Annotated in this window: 23 protein-coding genes; 7 read left to right on the forward strand and 16 right to left on the reverse strand. The window is 71.8% G+C overall.

Annotated elements, in window-relative coordinates; genetic code table 11:
• Positions 1-245 precede the first annotated feature (245 nt).
• Positions 246-1,049: an SURF1 family cytochrome oxidase biogenesis protein gene (locus ACMXN5_RS07990; RefSeq protein ID WP_439674671.1), complete on the forward strand. Its 804-nt coding sequence runs from the start codon at positions 246-248 to the stop codon at positions 1,047-1,049.
• A gap of 18 nt (positions 1,050-1,067) precedes the next feature.
• Here ACMXN5_RS07990 and ACMXN5_RS07995 read toward each other — a convergent pair whose 3' ends face one another.
• Positions 1,068-1,826: an SIR2 family NAD-dependent protein deacylase gene (locus ACMXN5_RS07995; protein WP_395788806.1), complete on the reverse strand. Its 759-nt coding sequence runs from the start codon at positions 1,824-1,826 to the stop codon at positions 1,068-1,070.
• Positions 1,827-1,908: 82 nt separating this feature from the next.
• Here ACMXN5_RS07995 and ACMXN5_RS08000 point away from each other — a divergent pair, with 82 nt between their 5' ends.
• The gene (locus ACMXN5_RS08000) at positions 1,909-2,670 is read left to right on the forward strand and encodes an SDR family oxidoreductase (RefSeq protein ID WP_439674672.1); all 762 of its coding nucleotides are present in this window, start codon (positions 1,909-1,911) and stop codon (positions 2,668-2,670) included.
• Positions 2,671-3,574: 904 nt separating this feature from the next.
• Here the strand turns inward: ACMXN5_RS08000 and ACMXN5_RS08005 are convergent.
• From ACMXN5_RS08005 to ACMXN5_RS08030, 6 genes are all read right to left on the reverse strand, one after another.
• Positions 3,575-4,210, reverse strand: coding sequence for a hypothetical protein (locus ACMXN5_RS08005; RefSeq protein ID WP_395788810.1), 636 nt, complete (start codon positions 4,208-4,210; stop codon positions 3,575-3,577).
• Positions 4,211-4,214: 4 nt separating this feature from the next.
• Entirely contained in the window at positions 4,215-4,832 is a 618-nt protein-coding gene (locus ACMXN5_RS08010) for a DUF6286 domain-containing protein (protein ID WP_395788812.1), read from the reverse strand.
• Positions 4,829-5,185, reverse strand: coding sequence for an Asp23/Gls24 family envelope stress response protein (locus tag ACMXN5_RS08015; RefSeq protein WP_126641336.1), 357 nt, complete (start codon positions 5,183-5,185; stop codon positions 4,829-4,831). The genes ACMXN5_RS08010 and ACMXN5_RS08015 overlap by 4 nt, the downstream gene beginning before the upstream one ends.
• Positions 5,185-5,367 (reverse strand): hypothetical protein, encoded by a 183-nt coding sequence (locus tag ACMXN5_RS08020; protein ID WP_078977717.1) that lies wholly within the window; start codon positions 5,365-5,367, stop codon positions 5,185-5,187. The genes ACMXN5_RS08015 and ACMXN5_RS08020 overlap by 1 nt, the downstream gene beginning before the upstream one ends.
• A gap of 126 nt (positions 5,368-5,493) precedes the next feature.
• Positions 5,494-5,772, reverse strand: coding sequence for a hypothetical protein (locus ACMXN5_RS08025; RefSeq protein ID WP_126641335.1), 279 nt, complete (start codon positions 5,770-5,772; stop codon positions 5,494-5,496).
• Positions 5,769-6,260: an Asp23/Gls24 family envelope stress response protein gene (locus ACMXN5_RS08030; RefSeq protein WP_380011195.1), complete on the reverse strand. Its 492-nt coding sequence runs from the start codon at positions 6,258-6,260 to the stop codon at positions 5,769-5,771. The genes ACMXN5_RS08025 and ACMXN5_RS08030 overlap by 4 nt, the downstream gene beginning before the upstream one ends.
• A 291-nt stretch (positions 6,261-6,551) precedes the next feature.
• On the opposite strand from ACMXN5_RS08030, the gene ACMXN5_RS08035 reads away from it, so the two are divergent.
• Genes ACMXN5_RS08035 through ACMXN5_RS08045 form a run of 3 tightly spaced genes read left to right on the forward strand, consistent with a single transcriptional unit; the run spans position 6,552 to position 8,196 of the window.
• Positions 6,552-7,106, forward strand: coding sequence for an RNA polymerase sigma factor (locus ACMXN5_RS08035; RefSeq protein ID WP_078977714.1), 555 nt, complete (start codon positions 6,552-6,554; stop codon positions 7,104-7,106).
• The gene (locus ACMXN5_RS08040) at positions 7,097-7,855 is read left to right on the forward strand and encodes an Asp23/Gls24 family envelope stress response protein (RefSeq protein ID WP_439674673.1); all 759 of its coding nucleotides are present in this window, start codon (positions 7,097-7,099) and stop codon (positions 7,853-7,855) included. Before ACMXN5_RS08035 ends, ACMXN5_RS08040 begins: the two co-directional genes overlap by 10 nt.
• Positions 7,852-8,196, forward strand: coding sequence for an Asp23/Gls24 family envelope stress response protein (locus ACMXN5_RS08045; RefSeq protein WP_395788818.1), 345 nt, complete (start codon positions 7,852-7,854; stop codon positions 8,194-8,196). Before ACMXN5_RS08040 ends, ACMXN5_RS08045 begins: the two co-directional genes overlap by 4 nt.
• 13 nt (positions 8,197-8,209) lie before the next feature.
• Here the strand turns inward: ACMXN5_RS08045 and ACMXN5_RS08050 are convergent, their stop codons facing one another.
• The 5 genes from ACMXN5_RS08050 to ACMXN5_RS08070 all read right to left on the reverse strand — a co-directional run bounded on the left by ACMXN5_RS08050 (position 8,210) and on the right by ACMXN5_RS08070 (position 15,013).
• On the reverse strand, positions 8,210-9,439 hold the full coding sequence (locus ACMXN5_RS08050; protein WP_439674674.1) for an FAD-dependent monooxygenase: 1,230 nt from the start codon (positions 9,437-9,439) through the stop codon (positions 8,210-8,212).
• Between the two features lie 68 nt (positions 9,440-9,507).
• Positions 9,508-11,409: an ABC transporter ATP-binding protein gene (locus ACMXN5_RS08055; RefSeq protein ID WP_439674675.1), complete on the reverse strand. Its 1,902-nt coding sequence runs from the start codon at positions 11,407-11,409 to the stop codon at positions 9,508-9,510.
• A 335-nt stretch (positions 11,410-11,744) separates the two neighbouring features.
• Positions 11,745-12,494, reverse strand: a complete 750-nt coding sequence (locus ACMXN5_RS08060; RefSeq protein WP_439674676.1) for an enoyl-CoA hydratase/isomerase family protein — start codon at positions 12,492-12,494, stop codon at positions 11,745-11,747.
• 256 nt (positions 12,495-12,750) lie between these two features.
• Complete coding sequence (locus ACMXN5_RS08065; RefSeq protein WP_395788824.1) at positions 12,751-12,984, reverse strand: helix-turn-helix domain-containing protein; 234 nt, start codon at positions 12,982-12,984, stop codon at positions 12,751-12,753.
• 430 nt (positions 12,985-13,414) lie between these two features.
• Complete coding sequence (locus tag ACMXN5_RS08070; RefSeq protein WP_439674677.1) at positions 13,415-15,013, reverse strand: ABC-F family ATP-binding cassette domain-containing protein; 1,599 nt, start codon at positions 15,011-15,013, stop codon at positions 13,415-13,417.
• Between the two features lie 249 nt (positions 15,014-15,262).
• Between ACMXN5_RS08070 and ypfJ the strand changes: the two genes are divergently transcribed.
• A complete protein-coding gene (gene ypfJ / locus ACMXN5_RS08075; RefSeq protein ID WP_439674678.1) occupies positions 15,263-16,162 on the forward strand; it encodes a KPN_02809 family neutral zinc metallopeptidase in 900 nt (299 codons plus the stop codon).
• A gap of 605 nt (positions 16,163-16,767) precedes the next feature.
• Here the strand turns inward: ypfJ and ACMXN5_RS08080 are convergent.
• Complete coding sequence (locus ACMXN5_RS08080; RefSeq protein WP_439674679.1) at positions 16,768-17,295, reverse strand: hypothetical protein; 528 nt, start codon at positions 17,293-17,295, stop codon at positions 16,768-16,770.
• A gap of 207 nt (positions 17,296-17,502) precedes the next feature.
• A complete protein-coding gene (locus tag ACMXN5_RS08085) occupies positions 17,503-17,934 on the reverse strand; it encodes an ATP-binding protein (RefSeq protein WP_439674680.1) in 432 nt (143 codons plus the stop codon).
• A 545-nt stretch (positions 17,935-18,479) separates the two neighbouring features.
• Between ACMXN5_RS08085 and ACMXN5_RS08090 the strand changes: the two genes are divergently transcribed.
• Positions 18,480-21,314 (forward strand): hypothetical protein, encoded by a 2,835-nt coding sequence (locus tag ACMXN5_RS08090; RefSeq protein WP_439674681.1) that lies wholly within the window; start codon positions 18,480-18,482, stop codon positions 21,312-21,314.
• A gap of 328 nt (positions 21,315-21,642) precedes the next feature.
• Here ACMXN5_RS08090 and ACMXN5_RS08095 read toward each other — a convergent pair whose 3' ends face one another.
• A complete protein-coding gene (locus tag ACMXN5_RS08095) occupies positions 21,643-21,975 on the reverse strand; it encodes a metal-sulfur cluster assembly factor (RefSeq protein ID WP_395788834.1) in 333 nt (110 codons plus the stop codon).
• Entirely contained in the window at positions 21,972-22,424 is a 453-nt protein-coding gene (gene sufU / locus ACMXN5_RS08100; RefSeq protein ID WP_396005721.1) for a Fe-S cluster assembly sulfur transfer protein SufU, read from the reverse strand. The genes ACMXN5_RS08095 and sufU overlap by 4 nt, the downstream gene beginning before the upstream one ends.
• Between the last annotated feature and the right edge of the window lies 1 nt (position 22,425).

Genomic DNA, 22,425 nt, shown 5'->3' on the forward strand with positions numbered 1-22,425 from the left:
AGACGGCGTGCGGGCAGCCTATCGGCGGGGACCCCCGGCCGGCGGCCGACCCGGACACCCCGCCCGTTTCGTCGCCGACCCCGCGCCGGGCGACGCGCACGACCCGACAGGGCGACGCACACGAGGCGCCGGCACGACGCACCGAGATCACACGACGCGCCGACGCGCCCCGAACAGGGCGGAAACCGCGGCCCCACCCCGACCCGGCGAAACGCGGCGCGCACGACGAGGGGTACCGTGCCGGTGTGTACCGCTTCCTGCTGACCCCGCGCTGGATCGCGATGGCGCTGCTCGTCGCCGTGCTGATCCCCATCATGGTCGAGCTCGGCTTCTGGCAGTTCCACCGGCACGAGAACAAGGTCGCGCACAACGACCTGATCAGTGCCAACATCGACCGCAAGCCCGCGCCCGCCGAGGAGATCCTCGCGGTGGGCCACAAGCTGCCGGGCGATCTCCAGTGGCGCCGGGTCACGCTGACCGGCAGGTACGACACCGACCACGAACTGCTCGTGCGCAACCGGTCCCAGGACGGCGTGCCCGGCTACTACGTGCTCACCCCGCTGGTCGGCGCCGACGGCCGCACCCTCCTGGTCGACCGCGGCTGGGTGAAGAACCCGCCGCAGGCGGCCGACCGACCCGACGTACCGCCGGCGCCGACCGGCCAGGTCACGGTGACCGGCCGGCTGCGCCCGGACGAGACCCGCAAGGACTCCGGCATCCGCGGCCAGACGGCGATCGAGGGCCAGGTGTTGCGGATCTCCGGCTTCGAACTGGGCCCGAAGGTGCCGCACCCGCTGTTCGGCGGCTACGTCGAACTCACCGAGCAGACCCCGATGCCAGCCAGGGCCCCCGCGCTGATCCCGGAGCCGGACGACGAGGACCTGGGCCCGCACCTGGCCTACGCGGTGCAGTGGTGGATCTTCGCGTTCGCGCTGCTCGCGATGTTCGTGAAGCTGATCCGGAGCGAGGCCCGGGAGCTGGAGGCCGAACTGGCCGCGCTCGAAGAGGCCGACCCGGCGGACGAGCACGAGGAAGCCGCGAAGGTCTGACCCCGGCTTCCCCGCCGCTCACAACCCCTCGACCAGCTCCGGCAACACCTCGCCGATCGGCTCCCGGATCACCGCGTCGGCGATCGAATCGTAGGGCGTCTCCCCCGCGTTGACGATCACCAGGCGGGCTCCCGAATCCCGCGCCACCCGGCACAACGACGCGGCCGGCTCCACCTGGAGCGAGGTGCCGACGGCCAGGAACAGATCACCGATCTGTGCGGCGATCGCGGCCCGCTCCAGCACCCCGTGGTCGAGCCCCTGGCCGAACATGATCGTCGCGGTCTTCTGGATTCCGCCGCACTGCAGGCAGCGCGGGTCGTCCTCGCCCATCTCGACCCGCTCCAGGGCGGCGTCCAGCGTGGTGCGCGTGTCGCAGTCGGTACACAGGACGTAGAACATCGTGCCGTGCAGCTCGATGATCTTCTCCGGGGAGGTCCCGGCCCGCCGGTGCAGCCCGTCCACGTTCTGTGTGATCAACGCGTTGAGCCGACCGGCCCGTTCCAGCGCGACCAGTGCGGCGTGTCCCGCGTTAGGCCCGGCCAGTCGCGCGGGATTGTCCCGGCGCAGCAGCCACGAGCGGCGGCGGATGTCCTCGTCGGCCATGTAGTAGCTGTAGGTGACCAACTTCTCGGCGTCGGGATCCTTGGTCCACACGCCCTGCGGCCCCCGGTAGTCGGGGATCCCGGAGTCGGTCGAGATGCCCGCCCCGGTCAGCACGGTGACGCCGTCCTCGGCCGCCGCGATCCACTTCCGCACGAGGTCGATCTGTTCGGTCATGGCACCGAGGGTAGCGACCCCGCCGAGCCGACGGCCTGTCATTTACCCGGCTCCGGGGCCGGTAGCGGGCAGGATGGGTGGCATGGATCTTGGACTTCGCGATCGTGTGTATCTGGTCACCGGCGGCACCCGCGGCCTCGGCTTCGCCACCGCCCGAGCGCTGGTGGACGACGGCGCCCGGGTGGTGGCCTCCGGGCGGGACGAAAAGCGCGCGGCGGAGGCCGTCGCCGCGCTGGGCGGTCCCGAGCGGGCGCTGGGCATCGCCGCCGACAACGGCGACAGCGGCACGGCCGAGCGCCTCGTCGCCGCCGCGCTGGCTCGCTTCGAGCGGCTGGACGGCGCGCTGGTGAGTGTGGGCGGGCCGCCGGCCGGCACGATCGACGCGGTCGACGACGATCAGTGGCGGGAGTCGTTCGAGTCGGTCTTCCTGGGCGCGGTACGGCTGGCCCGGGCCACCTCGGCGGCGCTGCACGCGGGCGGCGCGATCGGCTTCGTGCTCTCCTCGTCGGCGCGTCAGCCGGTTCCCGGCCTCGGCATCTCCAACGGCCTGCGGCCCGGCCTGGCCGGGGTGGCCAAGTCCCTCGCCGACGAGCTGGGCCCGCGCGGCATCCGGGTGTTCGGCCTGCTGCCGGGCCGGATCGACACCGACCGGGTGCGCGAGCTGGACGACCTCAGCGGCGACGCGGAGGCCACCCGGGCCCGGCAGAGCGAGGCCATCCCGCTGGGCCGCTACGGCGCCCCGGAGGAGTTCGGCCGAGTGGCCGCCTTCGCCCTCTCCCCGGCGGCGTCCTACCTGAGCGGCCTGCTGATCCCGATCGACGGCGGCCTGGCCCGCTCCCTCTGACCCCGAGCCGGCGCCGCGGCGTACACACCGGCCTGCGGCCCGTCGGAAGCCCAACGCGGCACGCCGCCCGGAGGCAGCCCGCAGACCGACGGCGGCGCCGCCCCGGAGGCGGCGCCGCAACCCGGGCAAGCCTCGCGGTCCGAAAACAACGCACGAGCCGACCCGCCGCCCGGACCCGGGCGTCCCGACACATGCCCCGAAGGCCGCACACAAGCCAAACGAGTCACGCCAGCCGAAAACAGCACACCACCCCGACACGGCATGCGACCCCAAGCCGGCACCCAAAACCAACCCCGCACGCAAACCCGAACCGCACAGCCAAACACGGCACACAAGCCGAAAACACCACACCGACCCAACGCGGCGTGCGGGCCCAAGCCGGCACCCGAAACCGGCCGCACGCAAATCCGGGCGGCGCAGCCGAACACGGCACACAAGCCGAAAACAGCGCACCGGCCCGACGCGGCATGCGGCCCCAAGCCGGCACCCAAAACCGACCCCGCACGCAAATCCGAGCCACACAGCCGAACACGGCACACAAGCCGAAAACAGCACACCGACCCAACGCACCCACAGGCCCCAGCCGCCACCCCGAACCGGCACCACACCCAGATCCCGCCCGCACAGCCAAACGCGGCACACGAGCCGAGAACAGCGCACCGCCCCGACGCGGCATGCGGGCCCAAGCCGGCACCCGAAACCGACCCCGCACGCAATCCGAGCCACGCAGCCGAACACGGCACACGAGCCGACGATGGCGCATCGGCCAGAGGCAGCCCGCATCGGCCAGAGGCAGCCCGCCTCAGCCGGAGGCAACCGCATCCGCGGGACACAGCCGGCGAGTCGGCGGTCGCCCGCGAGCCGAGGTGTGGGCCGGGGGTGGCGTTCCCGGCCCGCGCCCCGGTCAGTCCAGGTGTCGCTTCGGCAGCCCTCGGCTCGTCCGCAGTGTGAGCACCGTGGGCAGCGTCTCCAGGCCCACCGCCTCGCGCGCGTTGGGCAACACCCGGTCGCGCACCGCGCCCAGCAGTTCGCGCGGTTCGGCCCCCGGCTCGGCCCGGACCAGCACCTGCAGCGTGGGCCCGTGCCGCCTGCGCACCAGATGCGCGGTGACGTGCTCGACGCCCGCCACGTAGGCCAGGTCGTCCTCGATCGCGTCGGCCAGCGCGTTGCCCGAGACGGTCAGCGTGTCCGCCTCGTCGCCGACCATGCCGAACCCGGTGCCGAGCCCCGACGGACCCTCGCCGGCGTGGTCGCTCGTGTCGTGCACCCGCACCGACCGCACCGGACGCCGGCCCACCTGCGCCAGCAACCACCACAGCGCGAGCACCAGGATCAACCCCGGCACGCCGAAGGCGACCCACCACCACCAGCCGTGGTCGGTGAGCCGCTCGGCCTGACTCGCGGTGATGAACGGCTTGTCCGCGGTGTGCAGCAGGTCGGGGTACCAGCCCCGCCCGCGCGCGGCGACCGCGAGCCCGCCGACGATCAGGACCAGCCCGGCCAGGAACAGCAGGATCCGGTTGCAGACCGTGCGCATCATCGCCTCACCTCCCGCTCACGGGCTGAAGGCGCAGGTCCACGCGCGGCACCCGGGCCAGCGTGAGCGCGTTCGCGCGTTCCTCCAGGCGTTCGATCAACTCGTCGTGCAGATCGTCCGGATCACGGAAGTGGTAGTCCACCCGCAGTACCGCCTTGCGCCGCCCCATCCGCACCCGCGCGTCCAACACGCCCGAGGAGGCCAGCGCGGTGTGCCGCAGGAACGAGGCGGCGGTACGCCGGGTCATGTAGACGGTCATCCCGCCGCCGGGCGAGCGCAGTCGCAGCAGCGCACGCCGTCCGGGGGTGAGCGCGAGCACGATCAGCCACAGGCCCACCGCGGCGGCGATCGCCCCGGCGGCGATGGTCCAGCCGTCGCGCCACACATGCGTCTGGGCCCGCTCCAACAGGTCGCGCGACCAGCGCGGCGCCCGATCGATCCGGGCCGTCACGCCGATGTACAGCGCGGTGCCCGCGATGCCGCACACGAGCAGCGCCACCAGCGCGGCCGGCAGCCCCCGCGTCGACCAGGCCCGGCGCACCTTCGCGCCGTCGCCCCAGTCGTCGGCGGCCGCCAGGGCCGTCGAGCCGTCGGCCGGCGCCTCCGGCGAAGCCTCCAGGCTCACTGCACTCTCCTCTTGCCGTGCCCCCCACGGGTCAACCGGGCCACCGTCACGTCCACCCGCACCACGGGCATCCCGGTCAGGTACTCCACGTCGGCGCGCACCCGTTGCCGGATGGTCCGGGCGATCTCGACCACCGGGCCGGGATAGGGCACGTCCACGTCGAGGTTCACCGTCGCGTGGTCGTGGTGCATCGTGGCGCCCGCCCTGGGGGCGCGCAGCACGGTGTCCGGGGCAGCCTCGGTGGTGGCCTCACGCGCCGCGCGCGCGGCGATCTTCTCCACCACCCGTCCGCCGATCTGCAGTACTCCGCGGTGCGCGGCCGGCGCCAGGCCCTCCGCCGGTACCGCGCGCATCAGCGGCGCCGATTGCGCGAGCTGAACAGCTCGCCGAGATCCAGGTCGCCGTCCAGGAAGCGGCCGACGAGGAAGCCGACCACCCCGAGGGCGGCGACCAGGAGAAAGGCCCCGAACCCGCCCAGCGCGGCGGCCAGGCCGAGGGCCATGCCGACCAACAGGCCGACCATGGGTGTAGTCATTGGCGAACGACTCCTCACTGAACCGACCATTGGTTGTTGCCGAGTTGCCGACCCCTGTCGGGCCGAATGCCGCGGAGGTCTCCTGCCGCGGAGCTGTCCGGAATCCATCGGTGCCGCACCCGCCCGCTACTCGACACGCGGGTTGTTGCGCCGCCTATGACGCTCCGTCAACTGCCGCCAGAGCCGGCCCGGCAAGCGGCCGCGGCGGTAGACCGTAGTCTCCGCCGCGGCCCCCGAACGGATCGGCGCGGGTGGTCCCGCCGCGTCGATCAGCGCCCTGAAACGTTCGAGCCCGGCGACGAACTCCGCTGGGTCGCCCCCACGATCGGGGTGACTCGCCCGGATGAATTCCCGGTATTCGCGCAGCAGTTGTCGCCGCTCGTCGTCGCCGGGCGCACGCGTCACTGAAGCTGGCGCTCCTTGGAGTCGTCGCCGTCGTAGTCGATGTGGATGTCGTCCACCGCGATGTTGACCTCGACCACCTCGAGCGCGGTCATCCGCTCGACGGAGTCGATGACATTCTCCCGGACGGCCTGCGCCAATTCGGCGATGGGCACGCCGTAATCCACGACGATGTTGAGATCCACGGCGCACTGCCGCTCGCCCACCTCGACGCTGACGCCCTGGGCCACGTTGGGCTTGCCCCCCGGAATGCGCTGACGCACGGCGCCGAATGCCCGGGCCGCGCCGCCGCCGAGCGCGTACACGCCCGGGATCTGCCGGGCCGCGATGCCCGCGATCTTGGCCACCACGCCGTCCGCGATCGACGTGCGTCCCTTGTCGGTGGCCAGCTTGACGACCTCCGTGGAGCGAGCGCCGTTGCCCACCGAACGCTCTTCGTCCTTCTGAAGCGCCTGCGTGCCGGTCTTGCCCTGGGTCGTTGTGTCCGCCATCGGCGCACTTCCTTCCTCGACTGGCTGCGAATGCCCGAAACCCTGCGACCGGAACCCCACTCGGTCCCGCCTGTCATCGGTGCCCCTTGCCGGGTTCACCACACCTGTACGACACACACACCGGGCGAACGTCACGCGTCGATCGGAGGATGTTTCGCGGAATCCGACGCTATCCCGCCGGGGCGGTCGCGGGCACGTACGCAACGCGCGGACCGCCGTTCGGGTGGCGGTTCTCGTCTTGCGCCCCCGAGCGCAGTACCGTTCGCCGGGTTGGGACGAGGAGGGAAGCCGATGGCCGACGAGGCCGAGCTCGACGAGGGCACCCTGGTGGTGCGCGCTCGAGAGGGTGACGCCGAGGCATTCGAGGTGCTGATGCGTCGGCACGGGCGATCCCTGTACACGCTCGCGCTGCGCATCCTGGGCAGCGCCGGCGACGCGGAGGACGCGGTACAGGAGGCGTTCATCAGCGCGTGGCGCCGATTGCCCGGGTTCCGCGCCGACTCGTCGTTCCTGACCTGGATGTATCGCATCGTCACGAACCGCGCCCTGAACATCGCCCGGACCCGGCGGCCCACGGTCGGCCTGGACCAGGTACCCGATCGGGCGATAGAGCAGATGGCGGACAATCCGGAGCGACGAGCGGAGGGATCGGCGGCACTGAAGGCGCTGCAGGAGGCGATGACCACACTGACCGAGGAGCAGCGGGCCTGCTGGGTACTGCGCGAGATGCACGGGCAGAGCTACGACGAGATCGCGGCGGCCGTGGGGATCGGGACGAACGCGGTGCGGGGCAGGATCTTCCGAGCACGACAGACCCTGGCGGAGGCGATGCGACCGTGGACGTGACCGACGAGACGGGCGACGCCCCGGACGCGCTGCGGCTGCCGTCCGCGGCGGAACTGCTCGCGGGGACCCGCGGGGCGTTGCCGGGCGCGAGCCTCGACGCCGACCCGGGATCGGGATCGATCCCGCACTCGGACCCGGGGTCGATCCCGGGCTTCGGCGAGCCGGCGGACTTCGACCCGGACGAGGAGTTGCTGCCCTGCGGGCGCGAACCGGAGTCGGTGCTCGAACACGCCGCCGCGGACGCGCTGGACGAGCACGAGCGCTCGTGTCCGGAGTGCCAGGCGGTGTTGCGCGACCATTCGGTGCTCGACCAGGTCACCCGCGAGTGGGCCGAGTTGCCGGTCCCGGTGCCGGATGATCTGGGCACTCGGGTGATGCGCCTGGTCCGGGCCGAGTTGCACACCGGTCGGCTACTCCCCTTGGGTGAGCCTGACGAGCAGTTGACGCTGACCGAGACCGCCGCGGCGCGCACGCTGCGCGCGGCGGCCGACGCCGAGCCCGGCGTGCAGGCCCGCAGTTGCCGGATCCGGCCGTTCGAGAATCGGGCGGGGGCGGCGGTGCCGGGTCCGGTGACGGTGCGGTTGTCGGTCGGCGTGCCGTACGGCGAGCCGATCCACGCGCTGGCCGATCGGCTGCGCGAGCGGGTGCGCCGGGCCGCGATGGAGCGACTGGGGCTGGAAGTGGCGAAGGTGGACGTGGACGTGGTGGGCCTGGAACCGGCCGCCGACGCTCGGGAGGGGAACCGATGAGGCAGCCGGCGCAGCGCGCGTCCCGCGAGATGTCCGTACTGGCCCGGACCACCGCCGGCGGCGCGGCGCTGGCCGTCCCCGGCGTGGTGGACCTGCAACCGGGTCTGCTCGACGCGGTCGCCCAGGTCTCGGGCGGCCTGCTCCCGGGCCGGGTCCCGGGGGTGACCACGCGCGTGCTCGACGGAGTCCTGCACGTGGACGTGCAGTTCCGCGCCGCGGCCGACCACCGCGTCCTGGACGTGGCCCGCGCGGTGCGCACGGCGGTCACCGCGGAGGTACGCGAGCGTACGGGCCGGCAACGTGTGGTGGTACACGTCCTGGTCACCGACGCGGGGGTGTGAAGCCGGCCCTCGCTCAGACCTTCGCCAGGCCGTACGACGGCCGCTCGTTCAGTGATGCCGGGTCGTGTCCGGGCAGGTGGCCGTAGGCGCCGATGATGCCGCCGATCTCCTCGGCGGCGGTCAGCGGCCCGGTCGCGTCCTCGGCGCGCGGCACCCGGCCGTGGCCGATCAGTTGCAGCCACTTGTTCAGCGGCAGCCGGGCCCGCTCGTACATCTCCAGCGCCTCGACCGGGTCCCGGTACGAGCCCAGCGAGCGGGCCAGCACCCGCGCGTCGACGATCGACTCGGACGCGCCGCCGAGCACGTACGGATACATCGGGTGGGCCGCGTCGCCCAGCAGGGTGACCCGGCCGAACGACCACTGGTCCAGCGGCGGTCGGGTCACCAGTGGATAGCCGGACGCCTCGGTGGGCGACCTGACCATGGCCCCGATGTCGGCCCCGGCGATGCTCCAGCCGCGGAAGACCCGGGCCAGCCGGCGCAGGTCCGCCGGGCCGTTCCAGCCGGTGTCGCCGAGTTCGCCCGCCGACTGCCGATCGGGCAGCTCCGCGAGCCAGTTGGTGAGCGTGTACCCGTCGCGCGGATCGATCGGCTTGATCGGGTGCGCCATGAACCGCGCCTCGCCGTGCGCGGTCATGATCATGGTGTGCCCGTCGGCGTACGGCGCGCAGCGCGTGGTGCCGCGCATCAGGATGCGCGGCTGGGCGGTCGGCGCGCTCTCGTCCGGCAACAACGTCGCGCGCGTCGCCGAGTTGATCCCGTCCGCGCCGACCAGCACGTCGGCCCGCTCCTGCCAGGGCCGACCCTCGCCGTCCACGAAGTACGCGGTCACCCCGTCGTCGTCCTGGTCGAACCCGGTCAGCCGGGACCCGGTACGCACCGCCGCGCGGCCGAGCCGCTGATACACCGCGCGCAGCAGCGCGACCTGCAACTCGCCCCGGTGCACGGACAGATGCGGCCACAGGAAGCCCGCCCGCTGTCCGCGCGGGGCCAGTACCACCCGGGTCGCGCGGCGGTCGGGGAAGGCCACCCCGGACAGCGGCACGCCCAGGTTGGCGATCGGATGGTAGAGGTCGAGTTCGGCGAGTTCGCGCACCGCGTGGGGCAGGAGGCTGATCCCGAGCCCCAGGGGCCGGATTCTCAGTGCCGCGTCGATCACCGTCACCTCGGTGATGCCCGCGTCGTGCAGGCTGAGTGCCACAGCAAGACCACCTATGCCGCCGCCGGCGACGAGAACACGCACCCGGAAAGCCCCTCTTGCCAACCATTTGGAATATCACCACACTACCCGGCGCCCCGGGCTGCGGTCGGTCAACTCGCGAGCACCGCGGAATCGATCGGATCTTCTTCCCGGTCCCGGAACTGGCGGTGATACAGATCCGCGTACAGACCGTCCCGGGCCAACAGCTCGGCGTGCGTGCCGCGTTCGGCGATCCGGCCGTCGTCCACCACCAGGATCAGGTCCGCGTCGCGCACGGTGGACAGGCGGTGGGCGATCACCAGCGCGGTACGGCCGACCAGGGCGGTGGCCAGCGCGCGCTGCACGGCGGCCTCCGACTCCGAGTCCAGATGCGCGGTGGCCTCGTCGAGCACCACCACACGCGGCGACTTGAGCAGCAGCCGGGCGATCGCCAGGCGCTGCTTCTCCCCGCCGGACAACCGGTGTCCGCGCTCGCCGACCACCGTCTCCAGGCGGTCCGGCAGCCCTTCGACCAGGTCGCCGATGTTCGCCGCGTGCAGCGCCGCCCACAGTTCCTCGTCGCTCGCGTCCGGCTTGGCGTAGCGCAGGTTGCCGCGGATCGTGTCGTGGAACATGTGCGAGTCCTGGGTCACCACGCCGACCGTGTCGCGCACCGAGGCCAGGGTGACGTCGCGCACGTCGTGTCCGCCGATCCGTACCGTTCCCTCGGTCGCGTCGTAGAGCCGGCCGACCAGCGAGGTGATCGTGGTCTTGCCCGCGCCCGACGGTCCGACCAGGGCCACCAGCTGACCCGGCTCGGCCCGGAACGACACGTCGTGCAACACCGGTTCGGAGCGCCGCCGATCGAGCACCGCGACACTCTCCAGCGAGGCCAGCGAGACCTCGTCGGCCCCCGGGTAGGCGAAGCCGACCGCGTCGAACTCCACCGTGGCCGCGTCCGCCGGCAGCGGCTTCGCGTCCGGCTTGTCGGCGATCATCGCGGGCAGGTCGAGGACTTCGAAGACCCGCTCGAAGCTGACCAGCGCGGTCATCACGTCCACCCGCACGTTGGCCAGCGCGGTCAGCGGCCCGTACAACCGGCCGAGCAGCACGGTGAGCGCGACCAGGGTGCCCACGGTGAGCCGACCGTCCACCGCGAGATGCCCGCCGATCAGGTACACCAGCGCGGTCGCGAGCGAGGCGACCAGGGTGAGCGCGGTGGCGAACACCCGGTTCACCAACGCGATCCGGATGCCGATGTCGCGCACCCGCGCGGCCCGCCCGGAGAACAGCGCGTCCTCCTCCTCGGGCCGGCCGAAGATCTTGGCCAGCGTCGCGCCGGAGACGTTGAACCGCTCGGTCATCACCGTCGACATCTCCGCGTTCAACTGCATCTGTTCGCGGGTCATCGCCTGCAACCGGCGGCCGATCCACTTGGCCGGCAGCAGGAACAGCGGCAGCAGTACCAGCGAGACCAGGGTGATCTGCCAGGCGAGGTAGAACATCGTCCCGGCCACCAGGACCAGGCTGACCAGATTGGACACCACGCCCGCCAGGGTCGAGGTGAACGCGCGCTGCGCGGACAGCACGTCGTTGTTCAGGCGCGAGATCAGCGCGCCGGTCTGGGTCCGGGTGAAGAACGCGATCGGCTGGCGCTGCACGTGCGCGAACACCTTGCTGCGCAGCGCGTAGATCGAACCCTCGCCGATCCGCGCCGAGTACCACCGCTCGGCCAGGCCGAACCCGGCGGCGAGCAGCGCGACGCCCGCCACCACGATCGCGAGCACGGTCACCAGGTGACCGTCGCCCTTCAGTACACCCTCGTCCACGATCCGCTGCGCGAGCAGCGGCGGCACGATGGTCAACACCGCGCCGATCACCACCAGGACCAGGTACGCGGTGATCTGCCGCGCGAACGGTTTCGCGAACTCGCCCACCCGGCGCACCGTGCCGGGCGCGAGTTTTCGCTCCACCACGGACGCGTCGCGCGTGTAGGAGCGCAGGTTCATCCCCATCGGGCCGCCGCCACTCATCCCGCCTCGTTCCCCGTACATCCCGTACGTGTCGCCTGCCCGAGCCGAATGCTCGAACAAATTCCTGAGTCAACCTCAGTACTTCGTACACGGGAACACCGACACGGGCCGGCTTAGTCCCGGGCCCGCGTCGGGGCGTCGATCACCGGCGGCGGTGCGTGTGACGCGCGTCTCACCGAATCGGGCCCGGCGGGCCCCGATGGAGCGGGTCGCGCCACCCGGCGCGGTGCGCCGGCGCGCCGGAAAGCAGCCGCGAGGTGCATCGGGCCCGTTCCTCCGGCGCGACGAGCCCGCGGCGCCGGACGACGCGACCGATCGGGGTCCGCCGGCCGGGCCTACTCCCCCGCCCCCGCGAGGTCCCGCAGGCGGCGGGCCTGTGCGGCGCGTTCGGCGGCGCGCTGTTCGTCGTAGCCACGCGTCGCGGCGCCCGCGAGCAGGGCTTTCGTCTCGATCACCGCGTCGCGCGGTGCGGCGAGGAGTGCCGCGATCAGGTCGCGTGCGGCACCGTCCAACTCCTCGCGCGGCACCGCGAGGGTGGCCAGTCCCATCGAGACCGCCTCATCGGCCCCCACCCAGCGGCCCGTGACGCAGATCTCCAGGGCCCGGGCATAGCCGACCAGGTCGGTCAGCGGCTTCGTCCCGGCCAGGTCCGGGACCAAGCCGAGCGCGGTCTCGCGCATCGAGAACCGCGCGTCGTCGGCGCACACCCGCAGGTCGCAGGCCAGCGCCAGTTGGAACCCGGCCCCCACGGCATGCCCCTGCACAGCGGCTACCGTGATCAGGTCCGGGCGTCGCCACCAGGTGAACGCCTCCTGGAACGAGGCGATGGTGGCGTCGAGTTCGTCGTCGCTCGCCCCGGCCAGCGTGACGAGGTCCGATTCCCCCGGGATGCCCCCGCCACCCGGGAACATCCGTCGATCCAGGCCCGCGGAGAACGAGACGCCCTCCGCGCGCAACAGCACGGCCCGGACATCACCGGGCAGGTCGCGGCCGACCGCGGCGAGCGCGCGCCAGAGCGCGGGAGTCTGCGCGTTGCGCCGATCGGGGTTGGTGAGGCTCACCACCGCGAACGTACCTTCGATCACGACCGAAAGGCCCTGCCCTGCCGCGCTGTCGGCACCGCCGACCCCGCGACCGCTGTTGTCCGTGCCGCCCCTGTTGTCACTCGTGTTGCCACTCGTGTTGCCACTCGTGTCGTCGTTCGAGCCGAGCTGATTCGCGCCCACGTCCACGGTCCCTCCCGTGTTCGGGTCGCTTCCGGCAAACGACCACGTGTCCGACGTTACCGGTCGGTCACATGGTCGTTCGACGGATGGTGCCGTACTGCCCCGGGACTCGGTCTCAGGCCGAGGACGACGCGGCGCTCTTGGCCTTGCCCCGTGTTGCCCCACCCCTGCCGCGGAGGGTCACTCCCGACTCGCTGAGCATCCGGTGCACGAAGCCGTAGGAACGGCCCGTCTCCTCCGCGAGGGCGCGGATGCTGGCACCGGAGTCGTACTTCTTCTTGAGGTCAGCCGCGAGCTGCTCGCGCGCGGCACCGGTCACCCGGCTGCCCTTCTTCAGAGTCTCGGCCACACGTGCCTCCTCATAGGAAGTGCGCTCTGGAATCCCATGATCACCCCTGGGGCATGGCAAGGCCAGTGATTCCACCAGGCCCGATGGCTTGATCATCGCGGCGCGTGGCCTCTTGCACACAAAGATCACCCGAGCGGAATCACGCCTTCCTTTGCCGAATGCTTGACCGAATCCTGTGTCCGCCGACAAAGGCGCTGGTCACCCATGAGATTCGCGACCTTGCTCTGTGTCGCCGTCGAGCCTCGTGACCGGCGTCACGTACGGACCGGAAGGATGGCTTCCCCTTGTGAGGGTTTCGTGGGGAAAACCTGTCGGGGGGACGAAAGCGATCACCCCGCCGGGTTGCCGAGGAAGGCAACCCGACGGGGTGTCGGTCGTTCGGGGCTCCCGGGCCGCCTCGCCCGGAAGCTGAGGCGCACCGCCCGGATGGTCAGGCGAGCGCGACCAGGTCGGCGTAGTCCTCGCTCCACAGGTCCTCGACGCCGTCCGGGAGCAGGATGATCCGCTCCGGCTGCAACGCCTCCACCGCGCCCTCGTCGTGGGTGACGAGCACCACGGCGCCCTCGTACGTGCGCAGCGCGTCCAGCACCTCGGCGCGGCTGGCGGGGTCGAGGTTGTTGGTCGGCTCGTCCAGGAGCAGCACATTGGCCTTCGAGACCACGAGCGTCGCGAGCGCGAGCCGGGTCTTCTCGCCACCGGAGAGCACACCGGCCGGCTTGTCCACGTCGTCGCCGGAGAACAGGAAGGAGCCGAGCACCTTGCGCACCTCGACCAGATCGAGGTCGGGCGAGGACGAGCGCATGTTCTCCAGGACCGTGCGCTCCGGGTCCAGCGTCTCGTGTTCCTGTGCGTAGTAACCGAGTTGCAGGCCGTGGCCCGGCTCGACCTTGCCGGTGTCCGGGTCCTCGACGCCGCCGAGCAGCCGAAGCAGCGTGGTCTTGCCCGCGCCGTTGAGACCCAGGATGACCACGCGCGAGCCCTTGTCGATGGCCAGGTCGACGTCGGTGAAGATCTCCAGCGAGCCGTACGACTTGGACAGCCCGGTCGCCATCAGCGGGGTCTTGCCGCAGGGGGCGGGCTTGGGGAAGCGCAGCTTGGCGACCTTGTCCGACTTGCGCTCGCTCTCCAGGCCGGAGAGCAGCTTCTCGGCCCGGCGGGCCATGTTCTGCGCGGCCACCGTCTTGGTCGCCTTGGCGCGCATCTTGTCGGCCTGCGAGAAGAGTTGGTCGGCCTTCTTCTCGGCGTTGGCCCGCTCGCGCTTGCGGCGGCGCTCGTCGGTCTCGCGCTGGACCTTGTAGGCGTTCCAGCCGACGTTGTAGATGTCGATCGTGGTTCGGTTGGCGTCCAGGTAGAACACCTTGTTGACGCACGCCTCCATCAGGCCGACATCGTGGCTGATCACGATGAACCCGCCCTTGTACGTCTTGAGGAAGTCGCGCAGCCAACCGATCGAGTCGGCGTCGAGGTGGTTGGTGGGCTCGTCGAGGAGCAGCGTGTCGGCGTCGGAGAACAGGATCCGGGCCAGTTCGACCCGGCGCCGCTGGCCACCGGAGAGCGTATGCAGCTCCTGGCCCAGGATCCGGTCCGGCAGCCCGAGGCTGGCCGCGATGGTGGCCGCCTCGGCCTCGGCCGCGTAGCCGCCCTTGGTCAGGAACTCGGTCTCCAGGCGCGAATACCGGCGCATCGCCTTGGCCGCGGTCTCGCCGCTGGCGCTGGCCATCAGGCCCTCGGTCTCGCGCATCCCGGAGAGCGCGACGTCCAGGCCGCGCGCGGACAGGATCCGGTCCCGGGCCAGCACGTCCAGGTCGCCGGTGCGCGGGTCCTGCGGCAGGTAGCCGACCTCGCCGGTGCGGGTGATGGTCCCGGCCGCGGGCTGGGTCTCCCCGGCCAGCGTCTTGGTGAGCGTGGTCTTGCCGGCACCGTTGCGGCCGACCAGGCCGATCCGGTCGCCGGCCGCGACCCGGAAGGAGGCCGGCTCGAGGAGGATGCGGGCGCCGGCCCGCAGTTCGACGTTGGTTGCGTTGATCATGAAGGACTGGGCTCCCGGTCGGGGACTGACGAAGACGGACGATCGTGCGGGGCTCGCTGGGAAGCCGCACCGCGCTAAGGCCGCTCGCGGGGATATCCAGGGAAACCGACCATGCCCACGAGTCTACGGGAGCCGTCGGAACGAATTTCCGGGCATCCTCCCGGCGCGAAGACGACGGGCGCGATAAAACCCGCGAAAAGGGATATCCGTCACCCGACGTCTATTCCCTGTTGCCTTGGCGGTCGCACGATGCAGTTCGACGACGATGCGGATCTGGACACGTCCCAGATCGAGGACGAGCGCGGCTCGGGGGGCGGCGGCGGGCTGCGTCGTCCCGGCCTCGCGGTGGGCGGCGGCGCGGCGGGCCTGATCGCCGTGGTCCTCGGCCTGATCTTCGGCCTGAGCCCGAACCAGCTCGGCCTGAGCGACGGCGGCGGGGGTGGGGGCAACGCCGTCCCGGCGGACAATCGCGCGCTCCAGGACTCGTGCCGCAAGGGCACCGACGCCAACGCGCGCGACGACTGCCGGATCGTCGGGGTCGTGAACAGCGTGCAGGCGTACTGGACGGACGAGTACCGGCGTCGGGGCGCGACGTACAAGCCGGCGCCGACCCGGTTCTTCACCGGCAGCACCTCGACCGCGTGCGGCGGCGCCACCTCGGCGGTGGGCCCCTTCTACTGTCCCGGCGACCGCAGGGTCTACATCGACCTGGGCTTCTTCAACGAGCTGCGCACCAAATTCGGCGCCAGGGGCGGGCCGTTCGCCGAGGCGTACGTGCTGGCCCACGAGTACGGCCACCACATCCAGGACCTCACCGGCCAGATGGCCAGGGTCGGCAACGACCGCCAGGGCCCGCAGAGCGGCTCGGTCCGCCTCGAACTCCAGGCCGACTGCTACGCCGGCGTCTGGGCCCAACACGCGACCACACCCCCGGGAGCCCTGATCACCAACCTCACCCCCCAGGACATCGCCGACGGCCTCGACGCAGCGGCAGCGGTAGGCGACGACCGCATCCAACAGCAATTCCAGGGCCGAGTAACCCCGGAAACCTGGACCCACGGCTCGGCAGCCCAACGCCAACAGTGGTTCCAAACCGGCTACACCACAGGCGACCCCACCAAATGCGACACCTTCACCAGCCGCACCTAACCAAAGCCGGCCAAGCCCAACACACCTCAGCCCGACCGGCACTTGAGACCACCCCAACCCAGCCAAAGCCCAACGCCAGCCGAACACACTCCAGCCCGACCGGCGCTCGAGGCCACCCCACCTCAACCAACGCCGGCCACACACACCTCAGCCCAGCCGCCGCTTGACGCCAACCCAACCAACCCCCGGCATCAGCCAAACGCTCATCAGCCCGGCCGGCGCTTGAGGCCAAACTCAGGAGCCCAGCCGGCGCTTGACGCCAACCCAACCAACCCCCGGCATCAGCCAAACGCTCATCAGCCCGGCCAGCGCTTGAGGCCACCTCAACTCGACCAAAGCCCGGCGCCGGCCGAACACATCAGCCCGGCCGGCGCTTGAGGCCACCCCAACCCAACCAAAGCCCGGCGCCGGCCGAACACATCAGCCCGGCCGGCGCTTGAGGCCACCCCAACCCAACCAAAGCCCGGCGCCGGCCGAACACATCAGCCCGGCCGGCGCTTGAGGCCACCCCAACCCAACCAAAGCCCGGCGCCGGCCAAACACACCTCAGCCCAACTGACGCTTGAGGCCAACCTCAGCAGCCCGGCCGGCGTTTGAGGCCAACCTCAGGCCGCAGCCCGAGCCCGATCCACGATCTCCTCCGCGTCGGCGACAGCCGAAAGATGCCGCTCCATCCGAACCCGCACATCCCGCCCCCCGCCATCGGCACCAAGCAACGAAACCCAAGCGGCGGAAGCCTCGAGCGCAGCCCGCGCACTGGCCGCAGCCGCAGCCAGATACGGAAGCACATCGTCATCCGCCCCATCCCGCACCGTACCCGCGAGCCCGATCACATCCGCCGCCAACGCCGCGACCCGCAAAGGCACTTCGGCGGAATCCACCCCCGACCCAGACCGATCCGAAACCTCCCGCGCCGCATGGCCCGTGCGCATGGCCCGCTCCCGCATCCGCCCCGCCTCGGCCCGCGCCGCCCGCATCGTCTCCTCGGCGTCGGTGGTGTGCAGGGCAAGTGCCGCGGCCCGCTCGACGAGCGCGGCGGCCTGCGCGGCCTGGAGCGCGGCGGCAGCCCCTCGTACCCGGACGTCGGGACTGGCCAGTCGGTCGAGGTGTTCCCCGATGGTCTGTTCGCGCAACGGATCCTCCTTGCACACGTGTACAGGCGACCGAAATCGTTCCTGCCAGGGTGCACGGCAGACGCCAATTGCGCCATTTTTTGCACTTATTGGTTCGACCCACCCACACCCGGGTACGCCCTCGCCCACCTTCGCCCAACCGCCCAACCGCCCAGCCGACAAACCGACCGCCCGCCCAACCGCCAGACCGCCCGACCCGAAGCCGACTCACTCCACCGTCTTCACGTCACACCACACGACCTTGCCATCCGGCACCGGATAGCTCCCCCACTCCTCGGCCATCGCCTCCACGAGCAACAACCCGCGACCATGCTCGTCCAGCAGGTCCACCGCGCCCCCCGCTTCGGGAAGCGCCGTGTCGTCGTCCACCACCGCGAGCCGGATCGAGTTCTCCCGACGCAGCACGGCGACCGCGACCGTACGCCCCCGCGTCGAGTGCTGGACCGCGTTGGTCACCAGTTCGGAGAGCAGCAGTTCGAGGGTGTCCACGGGCGCGCGCGGAACCCGCTCCGCCAGCACCGCGCGTAGCGCGTGTCGGGCGCGAGGTACGGCCTCGACGGTGGCCGACAGACGCAGCGACAACAACAGCGGGCCGGCCGGAGACTCCCCGAATCGCGGCGATGATGCGATTTCGCCCACGTCTCCCCCTGTCTCCCCTGGTGGCGCGGATGAGGCGGCCGGAGGCATCGGCGACCTTTGTCCAAACTAGCCGTCCTTGTCTCCGCTGTTGGTGAGATCGACTTCTTTCCCCCTGGTGAAACGTGGCGCGGGCCGGCGATGGACGCACGGGCGGCGCTCGATCGGCGCACACGGTGGTGGAAGGCGTCGCCCGATGCCCGAGGGGCGGTTCCCGGCCGGGCCGGCGGGGTAGCGATCCCCGACGACAGCCGCCCCGGGCCACCGGCTCGAACTCGTCGCGTGACCCTCGTCGCACGGCTCGAACCCCGGCTCGGGGAACCAACCGAACCGCCGTTTCGTCCCGCAAACAGACGGCAACGACCCGGGACCCCCCGGTGCCGGCTCGCCACCCGACCGTCGGGATCGCGACCGGAGAGTTCCACCGGCTCCCGGTGCGAGGTGCGGCGAGGCGCCGCATCACGCACCACACCGCACACCGGAGCCGGTGAACCTTTCCGGCCGGGGTACTAACGTCGGGGTTACCGACCGCGTCACGGAGGACCTGCATGCAGCCCCGGCTCCAGGCCACTCTGGCCGATTTCGTACCCGCCCTGCGCTTCGTCGCGCCCGAACTCGTCGCCGACTACCTCGAGCACGACGATCTGCCCGCGGCGTGGTGGATGAGCGTGCCGGTGGTGCGTGCCGCCGACACCTTCGGCCGGGACGAACTGCCGGGACGGCTCGCCGATCTCGCCTACACCGAGCTGCGGCACCTGCGCCTGGGCGACCTGCTGCCCGGGGCCTGGTTGGCGCGTAACGGCTTCCGGCTGTCCCAGTGGCCCGACGGCGCGCGGACGAACGTGATGGTGCGCACCCCCGACTGGGCGGACCTGCTCACCACGACGGTGCGCGAGGTCGGCGACTGGACCCAGATCGGCACCTCGACCGTGCGGCCGCTGGTGGCCCGGCTGTTCGAGGAGGTCCTGGGACTGCTGCCGCAGGACGACGAATCGGTCGACGTGGACGCGCTGTTCGACGCGTCCGGCATGGCGGCGAGCCCGGCGGCGATGCCCGAGCCGGCCGCCGACCCGGAGCCCGAGGCCGAGCCGGAACCCGAGCCGGAGCCGGCGCCCGCCGCGGCGACCGTGATCCCGCCCGCCCCGGAGGACGGCGACTGGGACAACCCGGACGAGTGGGGCGACCTGGACGACGAGGAACTGCGTCCGGTCAAGCTGCCCGAGCCGTTGACCGCCGAACTGGGCACCGTGGTGCGCTGGCTGGCCGAACAGGCGCCGGACGTACCGCTGATGGCGCAGCTCGCACAGGTCACCCTGGAGACCGCGGCCGTGGTCGGCCTGGAGGACGCCACGGACGAGGTGCGGAGCGCGTTGACCGCGCTGCTCACGCAGGTGCCGTCCGGGCTGCGCGCGTCGCTGGCACTGCCGCCGGCCCCCGTCGCGACCGAGCCGGAGCCGGCCGCCGCCGAGGCGCCCGAAGCGGATGCCGATGCCGCCGACTCCGACGACGATGCGTCCGACTCGGGCCGGGACGCCTACGGGGAGGTCCCGCCGACCACCCGGGCGAGCCTGCCCTCCGTCGCGGCGCCCCGCCCCGAGCGCACGTCGGCCGCCGAGGCCCGCACGGAGCCCCTCCCCGAGGTCGCCGCCCACCACCTCGACGCGCCCGCCGCCGAGCCCGCCGCCCGGACCGGCGCCAGGCCGGTGCCGAAGATCCGCACCACGGACACCTCCGAGGACCGTCGGCCGCACCCGGTCCCGCCGGCGGAGGAGCCCACGATCGACGAGGCGCCCGGCGTGGACGCGTTCGGCGAGACGCCGCCGATGACCGTCGCCGACGTCCCGATCCCCGCACTCACCCGCAAGGGCAAGCGCACGGCCCCGCCGACCCGATCCGAGTCGCGCGCCGAGAGCGCCGAGAGCGCCGACCCGAACGAGGAGGGCGGCCGGGACGCGTTCGGCGAGGTCCCGCCGCGCACCCCCGAGGGCCTGCGCATCCCGCCCCGACCGAGCCACCCGCCGCGTTCCGCGCCGACGCCCGCAGCGGAGGTACCGTCCGTGCCCGCGCCGCCGGACCCGTCCGCCGTACCGCACACCAACCGGGGGACGAAGGCGAAGGCGGCCGACCCCGAGGCCACCGTCGAGATGGTGCCCGGCACGCTGCCGGCCGCGCCCGCCGAGGACGTCACGATGCTCGTCGACCGGCCGCAGTCGCGCGCCGGCGAGCCCGGCGGTGGCGACCTCGTCATCGTCCTGGCGACCTGGTTCCCGGCGAGCGAGCCGCGCCGCCGGGTACTCGCCCGGGACCGGCTGTTCACCGACGAACCCCGCGAACTGGATTCGCTGGCCGCCGAGTTCGGCACCTCGCCGGCCGAGGTCAAGATCCTGGAGCGGGACCTGCGGCGCAACCTGGACGAGCGCATCGGCCGCTCCGACGGCGCGCCGGTCCGGGTGCACCTGAGCTTCGTCCGGGACCGGCTCGGCGTCCTGACCACGGTGTCCGAACTGCGCACGCTGCACCCCAAGCACACCGAGACCGTGCCGGGTCTGGAGATCCAGGTCTGGCAGGTCCTGCGCGGCCTGCTCGGCCTGCACACCTCGGTCGACGGCTGGTTGTCGAGCGCGCCGCTGGGCGAGTTGTCCGACCGTACCCAGGCCACCCTGGACGCGGCCTGCGCCCGAGGCCCGGTGCCGCTGGCCGCGCTGGAGCGGGACCTGACCGCGATGGGCATCCGCCCGCCGCTCCAGGCCGCCTGGATCGCCCGCCTGGAGGGCTTCCAGGTGGAGAACGGCCAGGTGTTGTCCCGCTCGGCGGACACCCTGGAGCGGCCGGCCCAGAAGGGGCGGTCGGCGCCGATCGGCGATCCGTCCCGGACCGCGGGCTGCTTCCGCGAGGACACCGGCGCGTGGGCGTTCCGGGTGGACGTGTCCACCGCGATGCTCGAAGGCGAGCCGGTCAAGCTGCCGGCGGCGTTCGCCCAATCCCTCGGGGTCACCCCGGGCGGCCAGGTCCGGCTGCACCACGGCCACGGCCCCGCCGCACTGCGCTGGTCCGACACGCCCTACCTGGTGTCCCTGCGCGCGATCCTGGCCGGCCTGTCCGCACACGAAGGCGACATGGTCTTCATCTCGTCGATCCACCAGGGCCGCCTGGAGGCCCGCCTGGTCCGCGGCGACGCCACGGTCCGCCTCCCCCGCTGGGCAAGAGCCCTACGCCACACCGGCGTAGACCCGGTCCCGGAGCAGGTGAACCTCCCCGAACTCCTGGGCGCCAGAATCGGCCTCGACCCAGCCATCGACCTCAAGGCCGTCCTGCACCACCTGCAACAACGAGGCGACACAGACATCCTCGAACTCCTGGGCGTCTCCCAACCCCGCCCATAACCCAAACGGCGCCGGCCGAACCCAAAAGGCCCGCCCGGCGCCACCCCACACCCAACACCAGCCAAAACCCAAAGCCGAAAACCCACCCCAGCCGACGCCCAAAGCCAAACAGCCCGGCCGGCGCCAATCAGCCCGGCCGGCGCTTGAGGCCAATCAGCCCGGCCGGCGTTTGAGGCCACCTCAGCCAACCAACACCCAACGCCGGCCAAAACCCCAAGCCGGCAGGCCCCAGCCCGGCCGGCGCTTGAGGCCACCTCATCCACAGGCCGGCCCAACCACAACCAGCCCGGCCGGCGTTTGAGGCCAAAAGGGCCCAGCGGCCCAGGAGCTACAGGTTGAACCCCAACGCGCGCAACTGCTCACGCCCGTCATCGGTGATCTTGTCCGGCCCCCACGGCGGCATCCAGACCCAGTTGATCCGCATATCCGCCACAATCCCCTCCGTAGCGGTCCGCGTCTGATCCTCGATCACATCCGTGAGCGGACAGGCCGCACTGGTCAACGTCATGTCGATCGTGGCGATGTTCGCGTCGTCGACATGCACGCCGTACACCAGCCCCAGATCGACCACGTTGATCCCGAGCTCGGGGTCGACGACGTCGTACATCGCCTCGGTGACGTCCTCCGGCGTGGCCACACCGGCCGCCTGAGCCTCGGTCATTTCTGCCCTTCCGTCGTCTGCAGCGCCTGCGCCGTGGCGTCCTTGAAGGCCATCCACCCCAGGAGCGCGCACTTCACCCGCGCCGGATACTTGCTGACGCCGACGAACGCCACGGCGTCCTCCAGCACGTCCTCGTCCGGCTCGCCCTGGCCCTTGGACTGCATCAGCGCCAGGAACTCGTCCCCGGCGTGCATCGCGTCCTCGATCGTGTGCCCGATCACCAGGTCGGTCATCACCGACGCGCTGGCCTGGCTGATCGAACAGCCCTGGCCCTCGTAGCTGACGTCGAGCACCTTCTCGCCGTCCAGCTTCACGCGCAGCGTGACCTCGTCCCCACAGGTCGGGTTGACGTGGTGGACCTGGGTGTCGAACGGATCCCGCAACCCCTTGTTGTGGGGGTGCCGGTAGTGATCCAGGATGATTTCCTGATACATCCCGTCGAGCTTCATC

Source organism: Embleya australiensis, from assembly GCF_051903075.1.
In the GTDB taxonomy this organism is placed as follows: domain Bacteria; phylum Actinomycetota; class Actinomycetes; order Streptomycetales; family Streptomycetaceae; genus Embleya.

Excerpts from the sequence above, each read along its gene's own strand:
- ACMXN5_RS07995 (WP_395788806.1), bottom strand. The coding sequence starts at position 1,826 with ATGACCGAACAGATCGACCTCGTGCGGAAGTGGATCGCGGCGGCCGAG.
- ACMXN5_RS08000 (WP_439674672.1), top strand. The coding sequence starts at position 1,909 with ATGGATCTTGGACTTCGCGATCGTGTGTATCTGGTCACCGGCGGCACC.
- ACMXN5_RS08005 (WP_395788810.1), bottom strand. The coding sequence starts at position 4,210 with ATGATGCGCACGGTCTGCAACCGGATCCTGCTGTTCCTGGCCGGGCTG.
- ACMXN5_RS08015 (WP_126641336.1), bottom strand. The coding sequence starts at position 5,185 with ATGCGCGCGGTACCGGCGGAGGGCCTGGCGCCGGCCGCGCACCGCGGA.
- ACMXN5_RS08020 (WP_078977717.1), bottom strand. The coding sequence starts at position 5,367 with ATGACTACACCCATGGTCGGCCTGTTGGTCGGCATGGCCCTCGGCCTG.
- ACMXN5_RS08030 (WP_380011195.1), bottom strand. The coding sequence starts at position 6,260 with ATGGCGGACACAACGACCCAGGGCAAGACCGGCACGCAGGCGCTTCAG.
- ACMXN5_RS08035 (WP_078977714.1), top strand. The coding sequence starts at position 6,552 with ATGGCCGACGAGGCCGAGCTCGACGAGGGCACCCTGGTGGTGCGCGCT.
- ACMXN5_RS08045 (WP_395788818.1), top strand. The coding sequence starts at position 7,852 with ATGAGGCAGCCGGCGCAGCGCGCGTCCCGCGAGATGTCCGTACTGGCC.
- ACMXN5_RS08055 (WP_439674675.1), bottom strand. The coding sequence starts at position 11,409 with ATGAGTGGCGGCGGCCCGATGGGGATGAACCTGCGCTCCTACACGCGC.
- ACMXN5_RS08070 (WP_439674677.1), bottom strand. The coding sequence starts at position 15,013 with ATGATCAACGCAACCAACGTCGAACTGCGGGCCGGCGCCCGCATCCTC.
- ypfJ (WP_439674678.1), top strand. The coding sequence starts at position 15,263 with ATGCAGTTCGACGACGATGCGGATCTGGACACGTCCCAGATCGAGGAC.
- ACMXN5_RS08090 (WP_439674681.1), top strand. The coding sequence starts at position 18,480 with ATGCAGCCCCGGCTCCAGGCCACTCTGGCCGATTTCGTACCCGCCCTG.
- ACMXN5_RS08095 (WP_395788834.1), bottom strand. The coding sequence starts at position 21,975 with ATGACCGAGGCTCAGGCGGCCGGTGTGGCCACGCCGGAGGACGTCACC.
- sufU (WP_396005721.1), bottom strand. The coding sequence starts at position 22,424 with ATGAAGCTCGACGGGATGTATCAGGAAATCATCCTGGATCACTACCGG.